This window comes from Actinacidiphila paucisporea (assembly GCF_900142575.1).
GTDB lineage: Bacteria > Actinomycetota > Actinomycetes > Streptomycetales > Streptomycetaceae > Actinacidiphila > Actinacidiphila paucisporea.
In genome coordinates this window covers 426,879-442,148 of the sequence record NZ_FRBI01000002.1, presented here as the reverse complement: position 1 = coordinate 442,148, position 15,270 = coordinate 426,879, and the positions used below count along the sequence as shown (strand labels likewise).

The window sequence follows — 15,270 nt, the reverse complement described above, 5'->3', positions numbered from 1 at the left end:
CCCCGCGCGGCTCAGCCGCGTACGGCCGCGAGCGCGACGTCCAGGATGTCCCCGGCACGCTCCGTCCCGTCCGCCTCCGACCAGCGGGTGATCGACAGGTCGAAGCAGCACAGCACGGTCGTGGTGATGGCCGTGGCCCGCAGGTCGCGGGTCTCCTCCGGTCCGCCCTTCAACCGGGCGATCACCCCCGGCATCAGCAACTCCCGCCACTGGTAGTGCTTCTGCCTCCTGGCTGCCCGCAGCGACGGGGTGCTGGCGTACAGCCGCGCCCGGGCCAGCATGCCCTCCCGGTCACTCTCCATCGTGACCAGCAGCACGTCGAGCGCGCCGCGCAGCGCCTGCCACGGGTCCTCGTCCGCGGGCCGCTGCGCCAGCGCGTCGGCCAGTCTGGCACCGGCCTCCTGCATCCCCCCGACGACCATGTCCTCCTTGGTGTCGAAGTAGCGGAAGACGCTGCGCGCGGACATGCCGACCTCGGTCGCGATCTGCTCGACCGTGGTCTCCTCGAAGCCCTGGGCGATGAACAGCTTGATCGCCCGCTCCGCGATCTGGGCGCGGACGGTCCTGCGAGTCAGCTCACGCAGGCCTGAGCCCTTGGTACGGGTCGATGTCATACCGCGATTTTAAGCCGCTCCCGCACGGGCCGGGCCCGGCCTGCCGGCCCGTCAGACCGCCACCGGGCGCTGCTCGGCGACGACGATCCGGTGCAACTCGTCGAGCCGCTCCCCGGTCTGCTCGTCCACCGGCGAATACACCGTCAGCCGCGGGCCGTCCTGCGGGCCGAGCCACAGATGCGTGAACTCGAAGGCCAGCAGGCCGACCTCGGGGTTCAGATACCGCTTGACGTGGCTGCCCGGCTGCAGCACCTCGTGCCGCTCCCAGGCCCGGCGGAATTCCGGCGAATGCTGCTGGAGCCGTCCGAGCATCTCCTTCCACGCCGGCTCCGCGAGGTGCTCGGCCATCGAGGAGCGGAATTTCGCCGCCATCAGCCGGGTGTTCTCCTCGCGGTCGAGCACCCGCTCGCGCCAGCTCGGGTGGGTGAAAGCCAGCCACATCACGTTGCGGTCCTCGACCGGCATCGCGTCCAGGTCGGCGACCAGCCGACCGTAGGTGCGGTTGTACGCGACGATGTCGTAGCGGATGGTGAAGACCGCGGCGGGCAGCGGTTCGAGCCGGTGGAGCATCGCGTGGACCGCCGGCGACACACCCGGGCAGTACAGCTGCGGATTCGGGTCCGCGGTGCCGGCCAGGGTGAACAGGTGCCGGCGCTCGTTCTGGTCCAGCATCAGGGCGCGGGCGATGGCGTCGGCGACCTGGCTCGACACCTGGATGTCCCTGGCCTGTTCGAGCCAGGTGTACCAGGTCACGCCGACAGCGGCGAGCTGCGCGACCTCCTCGCGGCGCAGCCCCGGGGTGCGCCGCCGGCGGCCCGGCGGCAGCCCGACCGACTCGGGGGAGATGCGCTCCCGGCGGCTGCGCAGGAACGACGCCAGCTCCTGCCGGCGGCTCGGGGCGGCACCGGCACCCGGGCCCGAGGTGCCGGGAGATGCGCTGAGTTCGGTCATGCTCCCAGGATGCCGGGTCGGACAGCCGGTTGCCAGGTGCTCGGTATACCTGGATAAACGCTCTCTGGTACCCCCTTGAGCGCAGGTCCAGGGTGGACCGTGTGAACGACCGAATGGATCACACACGTCCCTCACGGGCGCAGGTGCTGCCCCGCGTGACCCGCATCGCGGTACCTTCCCCGTCCGCTGCCCCCACCCCGCCCGCCCCCTCGCTCAGCGCGCTCGGGCTGCTGACCGTGCTGCTCGCCGCGGCGCTGCCGATGGTGGACTTCTTCATCGTCAACGTGGCCCTGCCCACCATCGACCGCGACCTCCACGCCGGTCCCGCGGTGCTGGAGATGGTGGTCGCCGGTTACGGCGTCGCCTACGCCGTCCTGCTCGTGCTCGGCGGCCGGCTCGGCGACATGTTCGGCCGCAGGAACCTCTTCCTGTGGGGTCTCGGCCTCTTCGCCGCGACCTCGCTGGCCTGCGGTCTCGCCCCCACCGCCTGGACCCTGGTCGCGGCCAGGGTCGCCCAGGGCGCGGCCTCCGCGCTGCTGCTCCCGCAGGCGCTGGCCACCATCCAGGCCGCGACCTCCGGCAGCGCCCGCGGCAAGGCCCTCAGCTACTACGGCGCCACGGCCGGCGTCGCCAGCGTCGTCGGCCAGGTGCTCGGCGGCGTCCTGGTCTCCGCGGACCTCGCAGGAAGCGGCTGGCGGGCGATCTTCCTGGTCAACGTGCCCGTCGCGGCGGTCGCGCTGGCGCTGGCCCGCACCTCGGTGCCGGAGACCCGCTCGGCGCACCCGGCCCGCGTCGACCGGGCCGGCACGGTGCTGCTGGCGGTGACCCTGATCACCTTGCTGCTGCCGCTGACCGAGGGCCGGGCGGCCGGCTGGCCGCTGTGGTCCTGGGTGCTGCTCGCGCTGTCCCCCGCGGCCGCCGCGGCCTTCGTCGCCGTCGAACGCCGCGGTGAGCGCACCGGGGGCAGTCCGCTGCTGCCGCCGTCGCTGCTGCGCATCCACAGCGTGCGCAGCGGGCTGCTGCTGATCGTGCCGCTCTGCCTGGGCTTCGGCGGCTTCATGTTCGTCCTCGCGGTCTTCCTGCAGGACGGCCTGCACCTCGGCCCGCTCGCCGCGGGCGCGGCGCTCGTACCGCTGTGCGCGGCCTTCTTCGCGGCGTCGCTGCTCGGCCCGCGCCTGGTCGCCCGGCACGGCCGCCGCACCGTCACCGCCGGCTCCCTGATCCAGGCGGTGGGCCTGGCGGCCCTGGCCGCGACCGTCTTCCAGGGCCGGCCCCACGTCGGCGTCTGGACGATGGCTCCCAGCATGGCCGTCCTCGGCTTCGGCCAGGGCCTCGTGCTGCCGGTCGTCTTCCGCATCGTGCTCAGCGAGGTGCCCGCGGCGCAGGCGGGAGTCGGCAGCGGGGCGATGGCGACCACCCAGCAGTCCAGCCTCGCGCTGGGCGTGGCGACTCTGGGCACGCTCTTCCTGACCCTGTCCACGTCGGTGGGCTTCCGCGACGCCCTCGTCTGGGCGCTGCTCGCCCAACTCGCCGCGACCGCCCTGACCACAGCCCTGAGCCTGCGCCTCCCCCCCAAGGTGGCCTGACCCGCACCACGGCGCCGACGACCCTGTGAAACGCGTGCCCTCCGCGGAAGGGGGCAAGCTCCCTGCCAGGGGCCGGCGGGATCCCAGGGGCGCGTGGGATTGCGTGCCGGGCTCCCGCGCAGCGGCTGCCGCGGAGTCCGTGGCAGCACCCCGCGGGGGAGCAGGCGGAAGACGGCGGGCCGGTGGGGCGTTGTCCCGAGGTAAGGGTCGGCGGCCCGGGAGGAGGGCGAGGATGTCGGTCGGCGAGTTGCGGCCGGTGCGCGGCGCCGGCTCGGCGCCGGAGGCGAGGGCGAGGCCCCGCCTCGGATACGTGCCCCTGGGATGCGGTGTGCTGCTCATCCCGTGGCTGGCGGTGCTGGCCGGCGTCGCCGCCCCCGGCTGGGTGGCACTGGACGTGCTGGAGGCGATCGGCCTGCTGGCCACCGGCGTCCTGGCGCTGGGCACGAAGCCCGCCTTGGTCCCGGTGGCCGCGGCCACCGCCGCGGCACTGCTGCTCGACGCGTCGGTCGACCTCGCGACGTCGCAGGGCCCGGCCCTGCTCGCCGCGGTGACGATGGCTCTGCTCGCCGAGCTTCCCCTGGCCGCGGCCTGCGCCGTACTGGCCCTGCGCGCCGGACATCCGCAGACAGCCGAAGGGCGCCCGGCCCGGCGCTCCGCGCGCGGTAGCGGCCCCGCGCGCCGGGCCGGCTGAGGAGCCGGCCCGGCGCGCCAGGCGTCAGCAGCCGAGCAGCCGGCTGCCCAGGTAGCCCTCGACCTGGTCGAGGGACACCCGCTCCTGCACCATCGTGTCGCGCTCGCGTACGGTCACCGCGTTGTCGGTGAGCGTGTCGAAGTCCACCGTCACGCAGAACGGCGTGCCGATCTCGTCCTGGCGGCGGTAGCGCCGGCCGATGGCACCGGCGTCGTCGAACTCGATGTTCCAGTTCGCCCGCAGCGCCGTGGCCAGGCCCTTGGCCTTCGGGGACAGCTCGGGGTTGCGGGACAGCGGCAGCACGGCGACCTTGACCGGGGCGAGCCGCGGGTCGAGGCGCATCACGGTCCGCTTCTCCATGACGCCCTTGGCGTTCGGCGCCTCGTCCTCGTTGTACGCGTCGAGCATGAACGCCAGCATCGCGCGGTTGACGCCCGCCGCCGGCTCGATCACGTACGGGAACCAGCGCTCGCCGGCCTCCTGGTCGAAGTACGACAGGTCCTGGCCGGAGGCCTTGGAGTGGGCGCCGAGGTCGAAGTCCGTGCGGTTGGCGACGCCCTCCAGCTCACTGAACTCCTGGCCGCCGAAGTTGAAGCGGTACTCGATGTCGGTGGTGCGCTTCGAGTAGTGCGACAGCTTCTCCTTGGCGTGCTCGAACCAGCGCATGTTGTCCTCGCGCAGGCCGAGGCCCGTGTACCAGTTCCAGCGCTCCTGCATCCAGTACTCGTGCCACTTCTCGTCCTCGCCGGGCTTGACGAAGAACTCCATCTCCATCTGCTCGAACTCGCGGGTGCGGAAGATGAAGTTGCCCGGGGTGATCTCGTTGCGGAACGACTTGCCCATCTGGGCGATGCCGAACGGCGGCTTCTTGCGCGAGGTCGTCTGCACCTGGGCGAAGTTCACGAAGATGCCCTGCGCGGTCTCGGGCCGCAGGTAGGCCGCCGAGCCGGCGTCCTGGGTCGGGCCGAGGTGGGTCTGCAGCATGCCGGAGAACTGCTTGGGCTCGGTGAAGGCGCCCTTGGTGCCGCAGTGCGGGCAGTTGATGTCGGCCAGCCCGTTGGCCGGCGGCCGGCCGTGCTTGGCCTCGTACGCCTCCTCCAGGTGGTCGGCGCGGAAGCGCTTGTGACAGGAGGTGCACTCGGTGAGCGGGTCGGAGAACGTGGCGACGTGACCCGAGGCGACCCACACCTCGGGGGCGAGGATCACCGACGAGTCGAGGCCCACCACGTCCTCACGGGAGGTCACCATCGCGCGCCACCACTGGCGCTTGATGTTCTCCTTCAGCTCGACGCCCAGCGGCCCGTAGTCCCAGGCGGCCTTCGAGCCGCCGTAGATCTCACTGCTCGGGAAAACGAAGCCACGGCGCTTGCTCAGGCTGACGATGGTGTCGATCTTGTCGGCGGCCACGGTGCTCTCTTCAGTACGACGAAGGGGTCAGTTGCCCCAGATTACCGGCGGGGGCGGGGCGCATATCAAATCCGTTCGGCCGGCTGCAAGGACGAGCACCCCGGAAGCGGCCGCCGTCACGCAATTGACAATCGTTTCCATCGTTGGTGAAAATGACTGTCATGAACATCAGTCGCCGGGTGATACCGGTCGCGACCCTTGCCGTCGCCGCGCTCGCGCTCCCGGCCCTCGCGGCCTGCTCAGGCCCCGCCGGCGCGGCCGGCGACGGCAAGGGCGGCGGGAAGCTGAGGGTGACCGCGTCCTTCTATCCGCTGGAATTCCTCGCCGACAGCATCGGCGGCGACCACGTGCAGGTCACCGATCTGACCAAGTCCGGCGTCGAACCGCACGACCTGGAGCTGGCGCCGCGGCAGATCGCCGCGCTCGGGCGGTCCGACGTGGTCATCTCGCTGCACGGGCTGCAACCCGCCGTGGACGACGCCATCAAGCAGTCCGGCGTCAAGAACCTGGTGGACGCCGCCGCCCTGACCGGCATGGAGGACCACGGCACCGAGGTGGACGGCCGCCACCACACCACCGGCGACAACGGCAGCGGCGCCCAGAGCGCTGAGGACGCCGGCTCCGACCCGCACATCTGGCTCGACCCGGTGAAATACGCCGAGGTCGCCAGGGGCGTCGGCAAGGCGCTGGCCGAGGCCGACCCGGCGCACTCGGCCGCCTACGCGAAGAACACCGACACGCTGGTCGGCCGGCTCGGCGTGCTCGACACCGCCTTCCGCGACGGCCTGAAGAACCGCACCACCGACACCTTCATCACCACCCACGCCGCCTTCGGCTACCTCGCCGAGCGCTACGGCCTGGTCGAGGAGGCGATCAACGGCCTCGACCCGGAGAGCGAGCCGAGCGCCACCCGGATGAAGGCGCTGCTCGACCTCGCCGGGCGCGAGCACGTGACCACGGTCTTCTTCGAGACGCTGGTCAGCGACAAGACCGCCAAAACGGTGGCCGGCGACCTGCACCTGCGCACCGACGTGCTCGACCCGATCGAGGGCATCACCCCGAAGTCGCGGGGCACCGACTACTTCGCCGTGCAGCGCAGCAACCTCGCGGCGCTGCAGACCGCGCTCGGGGTGCGTCGCTGATGAGCGCGCCGACGGACACGGTGGTGGGCCTGCGCGGCGCGTCGGCCTCGCTGGGCGCCCGGCAGGTGCTGCACGGCATCGACCTGGCCGTGGCCCGCGGCGAGGTGGTGGCCCTGCTCGGCGCGAACGGTTCGGGCAAGTCCACGGCGGTACGGGCGGTGGTCGGCCGGGTGCGCCTGTCGGGCGGGACGTGGGAGTTGTTCGGCACCCCCGGCGACCGCTTCCGGCAGTGGGCCAGGATCGGCTACGTACCGCAGCGCACCACCGCGGCCGGCGGGGTGCCCGCGACCGTACGCGAAGTGGTCGCCGCCGGGCGGCTGGCCAGGACCGGGCTGCGTCCGCCGGGCCGGGCCGACAGGGCGGCGGTGGCCCGCGCGATCGAGCTGGTCGGGATGGCGGACCGGGCCCGCGACGCGGTGGACGCGCTGTCCGGCGGACAGCACCAGCGGGTGCTGATCGCCCGCGCCCTGGCCACCGAACCCGACCTGCTGATCATGGACGAGCCGATGGCGGGCGTCGACCTGGCCGCGCAGCAGGTGCTCGCGGAGACCGTACGCGCCCAGGTCGCGGCCGGGGTGACCGTGCTGCTGGTGCTGCACGAGCTGGGCCCGCTGGCGCCGCTGATCGACCGGGCGGTGCTGCTGCGCGACGGCCGCGTCGTCCACGACGGACCGCCGCCGAGCGGCCTGGAGCCCGACCACGTCCACCCGCACGCCGACCCGGCGACCGCCCCGGTGAAGGGACACCTCGACCGATGGACCTCCTGACCTACGCCTTCATGCAGCGCGCCCTGCTCGCCGCGCTGCTGGTCGGCGTCACCGCCCCCGCGGTCGGCATCTTCCTGGTCCAGCGGCGGCAGGCGATCATGGGCGACGGCATCGGCCACGTCGCCCTCACCGGCGTCGCGCTCGGCTTCCTGCTCCAGGTCAGCCCGGTGTGGACGGCGGTCGCCGTCGCGGTGGCCGGCGCCATCGGCATGGAGCTGATCCGCTCCTACGGCAGGGCCCGCGGCGACATCGCGCTCGCGATGCTCTTCTACGGCGGCATGTCAGGCGGCGTGATGATCATCTACCTGGCGCCGAACGGCTCCAACGCCAACCTCACGACGTATCTCTTCGGCTCCATCAGCACGGTCTCACCGCAGGACATCCCGCCGATGATCGCGCTGGCCGCCTTCGTCCTGCTGGTCGTGCTCGGCCTGCGCAGGCAGCTCTTCGCCGTCTGCCAGGACGAGGAGTTCGCCCACGTCGGCGGGCTGCCCGTGCGGGCGCTCAACCTGCTGCTCGCGGTGACCGCCGCGGTCACCGTGACGGTGGCCATGCGGGCCGTCGGGCTGCTGCTGGTCAGCGCGCTCATGGTCATCCCGGTCGCCGCCGCCCAGCAGGTCACCCGCGGTTTCGCCTGGACGCTGGCGGTGTCGGTGGCCATCGGCGTGACCGTCGCCCTGTCCGGCACCGTCTTCTCCTACTACGTCGACGTGCCGCCCGGCTCCAGCATCGTGCTCGCCTCGATGGCGGTCTTCCTGCTGTTCACCGCGGCGGCAGGCCGGCTGCGGGCCGCGGGCTGGCACAATGGGGGCGTCAGGGCGCGCAGGGCGTCATGAGGAGGCACCGGTGACCACGATGAAGCACTCCGTGCCGTCCGCACCCGCGGTCGCGGGCCGGGCCACCCGCCAGCGTGCCGCCGTGGCGGCCGCCCTGGAAGAGGTCGACGAATTCCGCAGCGCCCAGGACCTGCACGACATCCTCAAGCACCGGGGTGACTCGGTCGGCCTGACGACCGTCTACCGCACCCTGCAGTCCCTCGCCGACGCCGGCGAGATCGACGTGCTCCGCACCGGCGAGGGCGAGTCCGTCTACCGCCGCTGCTCCGGCGGCGGCCACCACCACCACCTCGTCTGCCGCTCCTGCGGCAAGGCCGTCGAGGTCGAGGGCCCCGCCGTCGAGCGCTGGGCCGACGCCGTGGCCGCCGACCACGGTTTCGTGGACGTGGCCCACACGATGGAGATCTTCGGCACCTGCGCCGACTGCGCTGCCGCGCGGGCTTGAGGTACCCGGGCGCGCCCCGGACCCGACTGCCTGCGCAAGGCGGTGCGCCCCTGGGGGGCGTGCTGCCTTGCGCAGGGGGCGGGTCCGGGGGGCGTGGCCCGGGTCAGGGGGTGGCGTCCTCGTTCGGGAGGGCGCCGCCGAAGCGGCGGTCGCGGCTGGCGAATTCGTGGCAGGCCCGCCACAGGTCGCGGCGGTCGAAGTCCGGCCAGAGGACGTCCTGGAAGACCAGCTCGGCGTAGCTGCTCTGCCAGAGCAGGTAGTTGGACGTGCGCTGCTCACCGCTGGGCCGCAGGAAGAGATCCACGTCCGGCATGTCCGGGTAGTAGAGGTAGCGCGCGAAGGTCTTCTCGTTGACCTTCGAGGGGTCGAGCCGCCCCGCGGCCACGTCCCGCGCCATCGCCTGCGCGGCGTCCGCGATCTCCGCCCGCCCCCCGTAGTTCAGGCAGAAGTACAACGTCATGGCGTCGTTGCCGACCGTCTGCTCCTGGGCCACCTGGAGCTCCTGGACCACCGACTTCCACATCTTCGGCATGCGCCCGACCCACCGGATGCGGATGCCCAGCTCGTCCATCTCGTCCCGGCGCCGGCGGATGACGTCCCGGTTGAAATTCATCAGGAAGCGCACCTCGTCCGGCGAGCGCCGCCAGTTCTCGGTGGAGAAGGCGTAGAGCGAGAGGTTCTTGACGCCGATCTCCAGGCAGCCCTTGAGGACGTCGAGGACGACGCCCTCGCCGACCTTGTGGCCCTCGGTGCGGGGCAGACCGCGCTCCTTGGCCCAGCGGCCGTTGCCGTCCATGATCACGGCGACGTGCTTGGGCACCAGCTCCGCGGGGAGCTTGGGCGGCTGCGCGCCCGAGGGGTGCGGGTCGGGCGTGCGGTACGAGGTCCGGTTCCGGCCCAGAATCCCGCGACGTGCCATGGTCGTACTTCTCCTACATCTCGACTTATTTCTCGACGAACCGCAGGGAGCGCAGGCCGCGCTCCAGGTGCCACTGGAGGTAGGCCGCGACCAGCCCGCTGCCCTCGCGGCAGTGCCGCGACTCGCAGGCGTCGGCGGTCTCCCAGTCGCCGCCGAGCAGCGCCCCGAGGAGTTCCAGTGCCTCCCGCGAGGGTACGACGCTTCCCGGTACGCGGCACTCGCCGCATACGACTCCTCCCGCGCCGACCGAGAAGAACCGGTTCGGCCCGGTCATCCCGCATTTCGCACAGTCGTCGAAGCTGGGCGCGTAGCCGTTGACGGCCAGCGAGCGCAGCAGGAAGGCGTCCAGGACCAGCCGCGGGTCGTGGTCGCCGGCGGCGAGCGTGCGCAGGGCGCCGACCAGCAGCAGATACTGCTGCACCGCCGGCTCGCCCTCGTGGTCGGTGAAGCGCTCGGCGGTCTCCAGCATCGCGGTGCCCGCGGTGTAGCGGTCGTAGTCGGCCACGATCGGGCTGCCGTAGGGCGCGATCGTCTCGCTCTGGGTGCACAGCGGCAGCCCGCGGCCGACCAGCTCGCCGCCCCGGACGAAGAACTGCACGTCGACGTGGGTGAAGGGCTCCAGGCGGGCGCCGAACTTCGACTTCGTCCGCCGCACCCCCCTGGCCACCGCGCGGACCCTGCCGTGCCGCCGGGTGAGCAGGGTGATGATCCGGTCCGCCTCACCCAGCTTCTGGGTGCGCAGCACGATGCCGTCGTCGCGGAACAGGCTCATGCGGCCCATTCTCGCCTACGCCGGCGCCGCCGCGGGCCGGTCCCCCGCCGCTGCCGGTCCCCGCGCGGGCTCAGCGCTCAGCGCCGGGCGCCACCAGGCCTGACTCGTAGGCCGCGATGACCAGTTGGGCCCGGTCGCGGGCGCCGATCTTGCCCATGATCCGGCTCACATGGGTCTTGGCGGTGAGCGGGCTCAGGCCCAGCGCCTCGCCCGCCTCCGCGTTGTTCAGCCCGCGGCCGACCAGGGTCAGCACCTCCCGCTCCCGGTCCGACAGGCCGGCCAGCCGACCCGCGCCGGGGGCGGTGCTGACCGGCGGGCGGTCGGGCAGCCGCAGCACCCGGGCGATCAGCCGGGCGGTCGGCCCGGGCGAGAGCAGCGAGTCGCCGGCCGCGACCGTGCGGATCGCGTCCAGCAGTTCCGCGGGCCTGGTGTCCTTGACCATGAAGCCGGACGCGCCCGCGCGCAGCGCCGCCACCACGTGCTCGTCGTCGTCATAGGTGCTCAGCACCAGGACCCTCACTCCGGCGAGGTCGTCGTCCGCGGCGATCCGCCGAGTGGCCTCGATACCGTCCATCTCCGGCATGCGGATGTCCATGACGATGACGTCGGCCCGGGCGCTGCGGGCCCCCTCGACCGCCTCCACGCCGTTGCCCGCCTGGCCGACCACCGCCATGTCGCGGGCCGACTCGATCAGCATCGCGAAGGCGGCGCGTACGAGCCGCTGGTCGTCGGCGAGCAGCACCCGGATCGGCTCGGGTGTGGTCATCTGGGCTCTCCCTGGTGGTCGGCACTGAGCACTGCGACGGTGCGGTCGGCCCTCTCATGCCTTTCGTGTCTTTCACGCCTTTCATGCCTCTCGGATCTCTCGGACCTCTCCGGCCTTTCGGCCCGCTCGGCCCGCTCGGCCCGCTCGGTCCGGTCCGGCCGGTCGCCCGCGCAGGGCAGGACGGCGGCGACGGAGAAACCCGCCGTGCCGTCGGTCCGCGGGCCCGCGGCGAAGGTCCCGCCGACGCTTCTGGCCCGCTCACGCATCCCGACGATCCCGAAGCCCTCCGGCCGGTCGGCGTCGGGCAGCCGCACCGGGGCCGGCCCCTCGTCCTCGACGCACACGTGCAGCGCGGCGTCCCGGTGCCTGACCGCCACCCGCACCGTCGGGTCCGGGCCGCCCGCGTGCCGCACCGCGTTGGTCAGCGACTCCTGGATGATCCGGTAGGCCGCCGCCCCCACCGCGGGCGGCACGGGTTCGCGTCCCGGGTCCAGGGTCAGCGTGACCTTGGCCCCGGCCGCCTCCGCGGCCTTGGTCAGCGACGGGATACCCGCCAGGTCGGGCAGCGGGCCGTCGCTGTCGGCCCGCAGCACCCGCAGCGTGGTGCGCAGCTCTGAGCGCGCCTCCCGGCAGGTGTCCGCGATGTTGTCCAACGCCCCCGCCACCGCGGTCCGGTCCAGCCGCTCCGGGTCCGCGAGCAGGATGTGCGCGGCCACCGAGGTCTGCACCCCGATCAGGGTGATGCTGTGCGCCAGCAGGTCGTGCAGGTCGCGGGCGATCCGCAGCCGCTCCTCCGCGACCCGGCGCCCCGCCTCCTCCTCCCGGGTCCGCTCGGCCCGCTCGGCGCGCTCCATGATCGCGGCGATGTAGTTGCGGTGCATCCGCACGACCTCGCCGGCCACCGCGACCGCCACTATCCAGCCGGCGCCCTGCAGCATCTGGGCCCCGGCGGTGGGCTTGCCCATCGCCGACATCACGGCGGCCATCGTGCCCACCACGGTCGGCACCACCAGGAAGGTCCTGGTCGGCGGTCCGGCGACCGCCACCGAATACAGCGCGACCATCGCGGACAGCAGCGGTGCTTCCTGGATGTTCTCCATGTAGTGGTAGGGCGCCACCACGACGACCATGCCGAGCAGGCACCACATCGGCGCGCGGCGCCGCCATGTCAGCACGGCGGCGCTGGTCGCCAGCCACAGCCAGCCGAGGGCGTCGGGGCGGTGGCTTCTCGCCGCCTCGGGCACCGCCAGTGCCAGGGTCGCCTGGACCAGGAAGACCGCCGCCGCGAGGGCCACGTCGGTGTACGAGACCCGCTGGATCTCGGCGCTTGCCGCTGCGCGGCCGGGCGGGGGGCGTCTACGCACGGCTCCATTTTCCGCGAAGTCCCGCCCGGCGGGGCCTTTCCGCCCCTTTCCCCCGCGCGGGTGCTCCCGCCAGGAGGGTCGTGGCGGCGGGGGCGGGGAAGATGCTCGCGCTCGTACGCGCGGTGGCGCCGGTGGTCCTCATCGTGGCTTCCCCTCGGGATTCGCTGGTCTCACTCCACCAGCGTCCCGGCGCGGACGGCCCGAAACGTCGGACTCACGATCGAATCGGCCGCTACTCCGTGGGACTGCCGAGGGTGTCCGCTACTCCCCGGGGAGTATCCGTGCGGAGTGCTCGCCCCCCGCCACGGAACCGCGGCGCCGCGGTCAGCTCGCGGTGGCCGCGGCGGCGGCGAGCAGCCGGTCGATGTCGTCGGTGTGCAGCGACAGGCAGCGGCCCACCGCTTCGAGGACCTCGCGCTCGGCCGGCAGGTAGGGGCCGTCGGCGAGCGCGATGTGGGCGCCCTGGAGCAGCACCCGCTCGCGGCCCTGCGGGGCGAGGTGGTCGGCGAGCGGTTCCAGCGCCTCGTGCAGCTCGATCGACAGCCAGCTGCCGCAGCCGTCCACGCAGTCCGCGAAGGAGTGGTGGCCCAGCTCCTGGGAGGCGGTGTAGCGGCCCTCGTCGGCGACGATCGCGGCGAGCAGCCCCAGCAGCTGGTCCTCGGTGCAGTCGCTGAAGCCGGCCGAGCGGACCGCGCCGACGGCCGCCTCGCGGGCCGGGCGGCCGGTGGAGCCGCCCGCGGTGAGCACGGCCAGCGCGATGGTGTGGACGGCGTCGCGCAGCATCGCGGAGAAGCGCGTGGTGGTGGGGCAGAGCAGCGCCTGCGAGCCGTACTGGCGGTGGCAGGCGGCGCATTCGATCACCGAGCCCGCGGTGCCGCGGTTGAGCAGCGGCACATTGAGCACGGTGAGCCTGCGCGTGCCCGTTCTGCGGTGGTAGCTGCGGTCGCCGCCGCAGTCGGGGCAGAAGAACTCACCGTCGTCCTCGGTGTGCCAGGACGTTCGCACACCCCAGATACACAGCCCCAGCTTCGTCACGCTGCACCCTCCGGCCGTCCTCGTCCCGGTACGTACCCGCATCGGCCCGTACGCGCGCGAAGACGCCCCGGCAACGGTGCCGTACGCCGTGATGTTAGCCACATCAGGGAGGCGCAGTCAGTACCGCGTACGGGGGCAATTCACCACCGCCCCCGTACGCGTGGGGAGATTCGTACCGTTTTGCCCGCTCAGCGGTCCGCGCGGTTGACCGCGGAGACGACCGCCTGGAGGGCGGCGCGGGTGGTGTTGGGGTCGATGCCGATGCCCCACAGGACCCGGCCGCCGATGGCGCACTCGATGTACGAGGCGGCCTGCGCGGACGCGCCCTCGCTCATGGTGTGCTCGCTGTAGTCCAGCAGCCTGGCGTCCACGCCGATCTTCGCCAGCGCGTCGAAGAAGGCCGAGATCGGACCGTTTCCGCTGCCGCTGAGCACCGTCGGTACGCCGTCCACGACGGCTTCCACCGTCAGGGCGTCGGTGCCGTCGCTCGATGTTGACGCCTGCGCCGAGCGCAGCGCGACGCGGCCCCACGGGTTGTCCGGGGTGGGCAGGTACTCGTCCTGGAAGACCGACCAGATCTGCGCCGGGGTGACCTCGCCGCCCTCGGCGTCGGTCTTGGTCTGGATGATCTTCGAGAACTCGATCTGCATCCGCCGCGGCAGGTCCAGCTTGTGCCCGTTCTTCAGCACGTAGGCGACGCCGCCCTTGCCGGACTGCGAGTTGACCCGGATCACGGCCTCGTAGGAGCGGCCGACGTCCTTGGGGTCGATGGGCAGGTACGGGACCGCCCACTCGATGTCGTCCACGGTCTTCCCGGCGGCGACCGCGGTGGCCTCCATCGCCTCGAAGCCCTTCTTGATGGCGTCCTGGTGGGAGCCGGAGAAGGAGGTGTAGACGAGGTCGCCCGCGTAGGGGTGGCGCGGGTGGACCTCCATCTGGTTGCAGTATTCGGCGGTGCGGCGGATCTCGTCGATCTGCGAGAAGTCGATCTGCGGGTCGACGCCCTGGCTGAACAGGTTCATGCCCAGCGTGACCAGGTCCACGTTGCCGGTGCGCTCGCCCTGCCCGAACAGGCAGCCCTCGATGCGGTCGGCGCCGGCCATCAGCGCCAGCTCGGCGGCGGCCACCGCGGTGCCGCGGTCGTTGTGCGGGTGGACCGACAGGCACACGTACGCGCGGCGCGACAGGTTGCGCGACATCCACTCGAAGCGGTCGGCGTGCGTGGACGGGGTGGAGCGCTCGACGGTCGCCGGCAGGTTGAGGATGATCTCGCGGCCCTCCTCGGGCTGCCAGACGTCCATGACGCCCTCGCAGACCTCCAGCGCGAAGTCCAGCTCGGTGTCGGTGAAGATCTCCGGGCTGTACTGGTAGCCGAAGACCGTCTCGTCACCCAGCAGCTTGTCGGCGTACTCCATCACCAGCCGGGTGCCGTCCACCGCGATCTGCCGGACCTCGTCGCGGGTGCCGCGGAAGACCACCCGGCGGAAGACCGGCGCGGTGGCGTTGTACAGGTGCACGGTGGCCCGGGGGGCGCCGCGCAGCGCCTCGACGGTGCGCTCGATCAGCTCCTCGCGGGCCTGCGTCAGGACGGAGATCGTCACGTCCTGCGGGATCGCGTCCTGCTCGATGATGGAGCGCACGAAGTCGAAGTCGGTCTGACCGGAGGCCGGGAAACCGACCTCGATCTCCTTGTAGCCCATCCGCACCAGCAGGTCGAACATCTCCCGCTTGCGGGCCGGCGACATGGGGTCGATCAGCGCCTGGTTGCCGTCGCGCAGGTCGGTGGACAGCCAGCGCGGCGCCTTGGTGATGCGCGCGTCGGGCCAGGTGCGGTCGGCGATGTCGACCTGCTCGTACCGGCCGTACTTGTGGATCGGCATCGCGGTGGCGCGCTGGGTGACGGTCGCGGCGGTGATGGGCGTGGCACGGCCGACGCTGTTGGGGCTGGTCATGGGGGCTCTGGCTCCTCGGGGGT

Annotated in this window: 15 protein-coding genes; 6 read left to right on the top strand and 9 right to left on the bottom strand. The window is 72.5% G+C overall.

From position 1 onward, the window contains the following. Positions 1-11: 11 nt before the first annotated feature. Entirely contained in the window at positions 12-614 is a 603-nt protein-coding gene (locus BUE44_RS05045; protein WP_073494126.1) for a TetR/AcrR family transcriptional regulator, read from the bottom strand. A 51-nt stretch (positions 615-665) separates the two neighbouring features. Further along, positions 666-1,565: a helix-turn-helix transcriptional regulator gene (locus BUE44_RS05040; RefSeq protein WP_073494123.1), complete on the bottom strand. Its 900-nt coding sequence runs from the start codon at positions 1,563-1,565 to the stop codon at positions 666-668. A 113-nt stretch (positions 1,566-1,678) separates the two neighbouring features. On the opposite strand from BUE44_RS05040, the gene BUE44_RS05035 reads away from it, so the two are divergent. Both BUE44_RS05035 and BUE44_RS05030 read left to right on the top strand, forming a co-directional pair. Then, positions 1,679-3,151, top strand: coding sequence for an MFS transporter (locus BUE44_RS05035; RefSeq protein WP_079189491.1), 1,473 nt, complete (start codon positions 1,679-1,681; stop codon positions 3,149-3,151). Between the two features lie 232 nt (positions 3,152-3,383). After that, positions 3,384-3,842, top strand: a complete 459-nt coding sequence (locus BUE44_RS05030) for a hypothetical protein (protein WP_073494121.1) — start codon at positions 3,384-3,386, stop codon at positions 3,840-3,842. Positions 3,843-3,866: 24 nt separating this feature from the next. Here the strand turns inward: BUE44_RS05030 and BUE44_RS05025 are convergent, their stop codons facing one another. Beyond that, the gene (locus BUE44_RS05025) at positions 3,867-5,249 is read right to left on the bottom strand and encodes a glycine--tRNA ligase (RefSeq protein WP_073494118.1); all 1,383 of its coding nucleotides are present in this window, start codon (positions 5,247-5,249) and stop codon (positions 3,867-3,869) included. Positions 5,250-5,410: 161 nt separating this feature from the next. On the opposite strand from BUE44_RS05025, the gene BUE44_RS05020 reads away from it, so the two are divergent. Genes BUE44_RS05020 through BUE44_RS05005 form a run of 4 tightly spaced genes read left to right on the top strand, consistent with a single transcriptional unit; the run spans position 5,411 to position 8,439 of the window. Next, entirely contained in the window at positions 5,411-6,391 is a 981-nt protein-coding gene (locus tag BUE44_RS05020; RefSeq protein ID WP_073494116.1) for a metal ABC transporter substrate-binding protein, read from the top strand. Next, entirely contained in the window at positions 6,391-7,158 is a 768-nt protein-coding gene (locus BUE44_RS05015; protein WP_073494114.1) for a metal ABC transporter ATP-binding protein, read from the top strand. Before BUE44_RS05020 ends, BUE44_RS05015 begins: the two co-directional genes overlap by 1 nt. Then, the gene (locus BUE44_RS05010; RefSeq protein ID WP_073494112.1) at positions 7,146-7,994 is read left to right on the top strand and encodes a metal ABC transporter permease; all 849 of its coding nucleotides are present in this window, start codon (positions 7,146-7,148) and stop codon (positions 7,992-7,994) included. The genes BUE44_RS05015 and BUE44_RS05010 overlap by 13 nt, the downstream gene beginning before the upstream one ends. A 19-nt stretch (positions 7,995-8,013) precedes the next feature. Beyond that, the gene (locus tag BUE44_RS05005) at positions 8,014-8,439 is read left to right on the top strand and encodes a Fur family transcriptional regulator (protein WP_073494562.1); all 426 of its coding nucleotides are present in this window, start codon (positions 8,014-8,016) and stop codon (positions 8,437-8,439) included. A 103-nt stretch (positions 8,440-8,542) separates the two neighbouring features. Here the strand turns inward: BUE44_RS05005 and BUE44_RS05000 are convergent, their stop codons facing one another. The 6 genes from BUE44_RS05000 to leuA all read right to left on the bottom strand — a co-directional run bounded on the left by BUE44_RS05000 (position 8,543) and on the right by leuA (position 15,247). Continuing rightward, the gene (locus BUE44_RS05000) at positions 8,543-9,358 is read right to left on the bottom strand and encodes an isoprenyl transferase (protein WP_073494110.1); all 816 of its coding nucleotides are present in this window, start codon (positions 9,356-9,358) and stop codon (positions 8,543-8,545) included. Between the two features lie 25 nt (positions 9,359-9,383). Then, positions 9,384-10,130: a DNA repair protein RecO gene (gene recO, locus BUE44_RS04995; protein WP_073494108.1), complete on the bottom strand. Its 747-nt coding sequence runs from the start codon at positions 10,128-10,130 to the stop codon at positions 9,384-9,386. 70 nt (positions 10,131-10,200) lie between these two features. Next, positions 10,201-10,896: a response regulator gene (locus BUE44_RS04990; RefSeq protein WP_073494106.1), complete on the bottom strand. Its 696-nt coding sequence runs from the start codon at positions 10,894-10,896 to the stop codon at positions 10,201-10,203. Then, a complete protein-coding gene (locus BUE44_RS04985) occupies positions 10,893-12,260 on the bottom strand; it encodes a sensor histidine kinase (protein WP_073494104.1) in 1,368 nt (455 codons plus the stop codon). Before BUE44_RS04985 ends, BUE44_RS04990 begins: the two co-directional genes overlap by 4 nt. 324 nt (positions 12,261-12,584) lie before the next feature. Beyond that, the gene (locus BUE44_RS04980; protein WP_073494102.1) at positions 12,585-13,337 is read right to left on the bottom strand and encodes a TerB family tellurite resistance protein; all 753 of its coding nucleotides are present in this window, start codon (positions 13,335-13,337) and stop codon (positions 12,585-12,587) included. A 146-nt stretch (positions 13,338-13,483) separates the two neighbouring features. Further along, complete coding sequence (gene leuA / locus BUE44_RS04975) at positions 13,484-15,247, bottom strand: 2-isopropylmalate synthase (RefSeq protein ID WP_073494100.1); 1,764 nt, start codon at positions 15,245-15,247, stop codon at positions 13,484-13,486. Between the last annotated feature and the right edge of the window lie 23 nt (positions 15,248-15,270).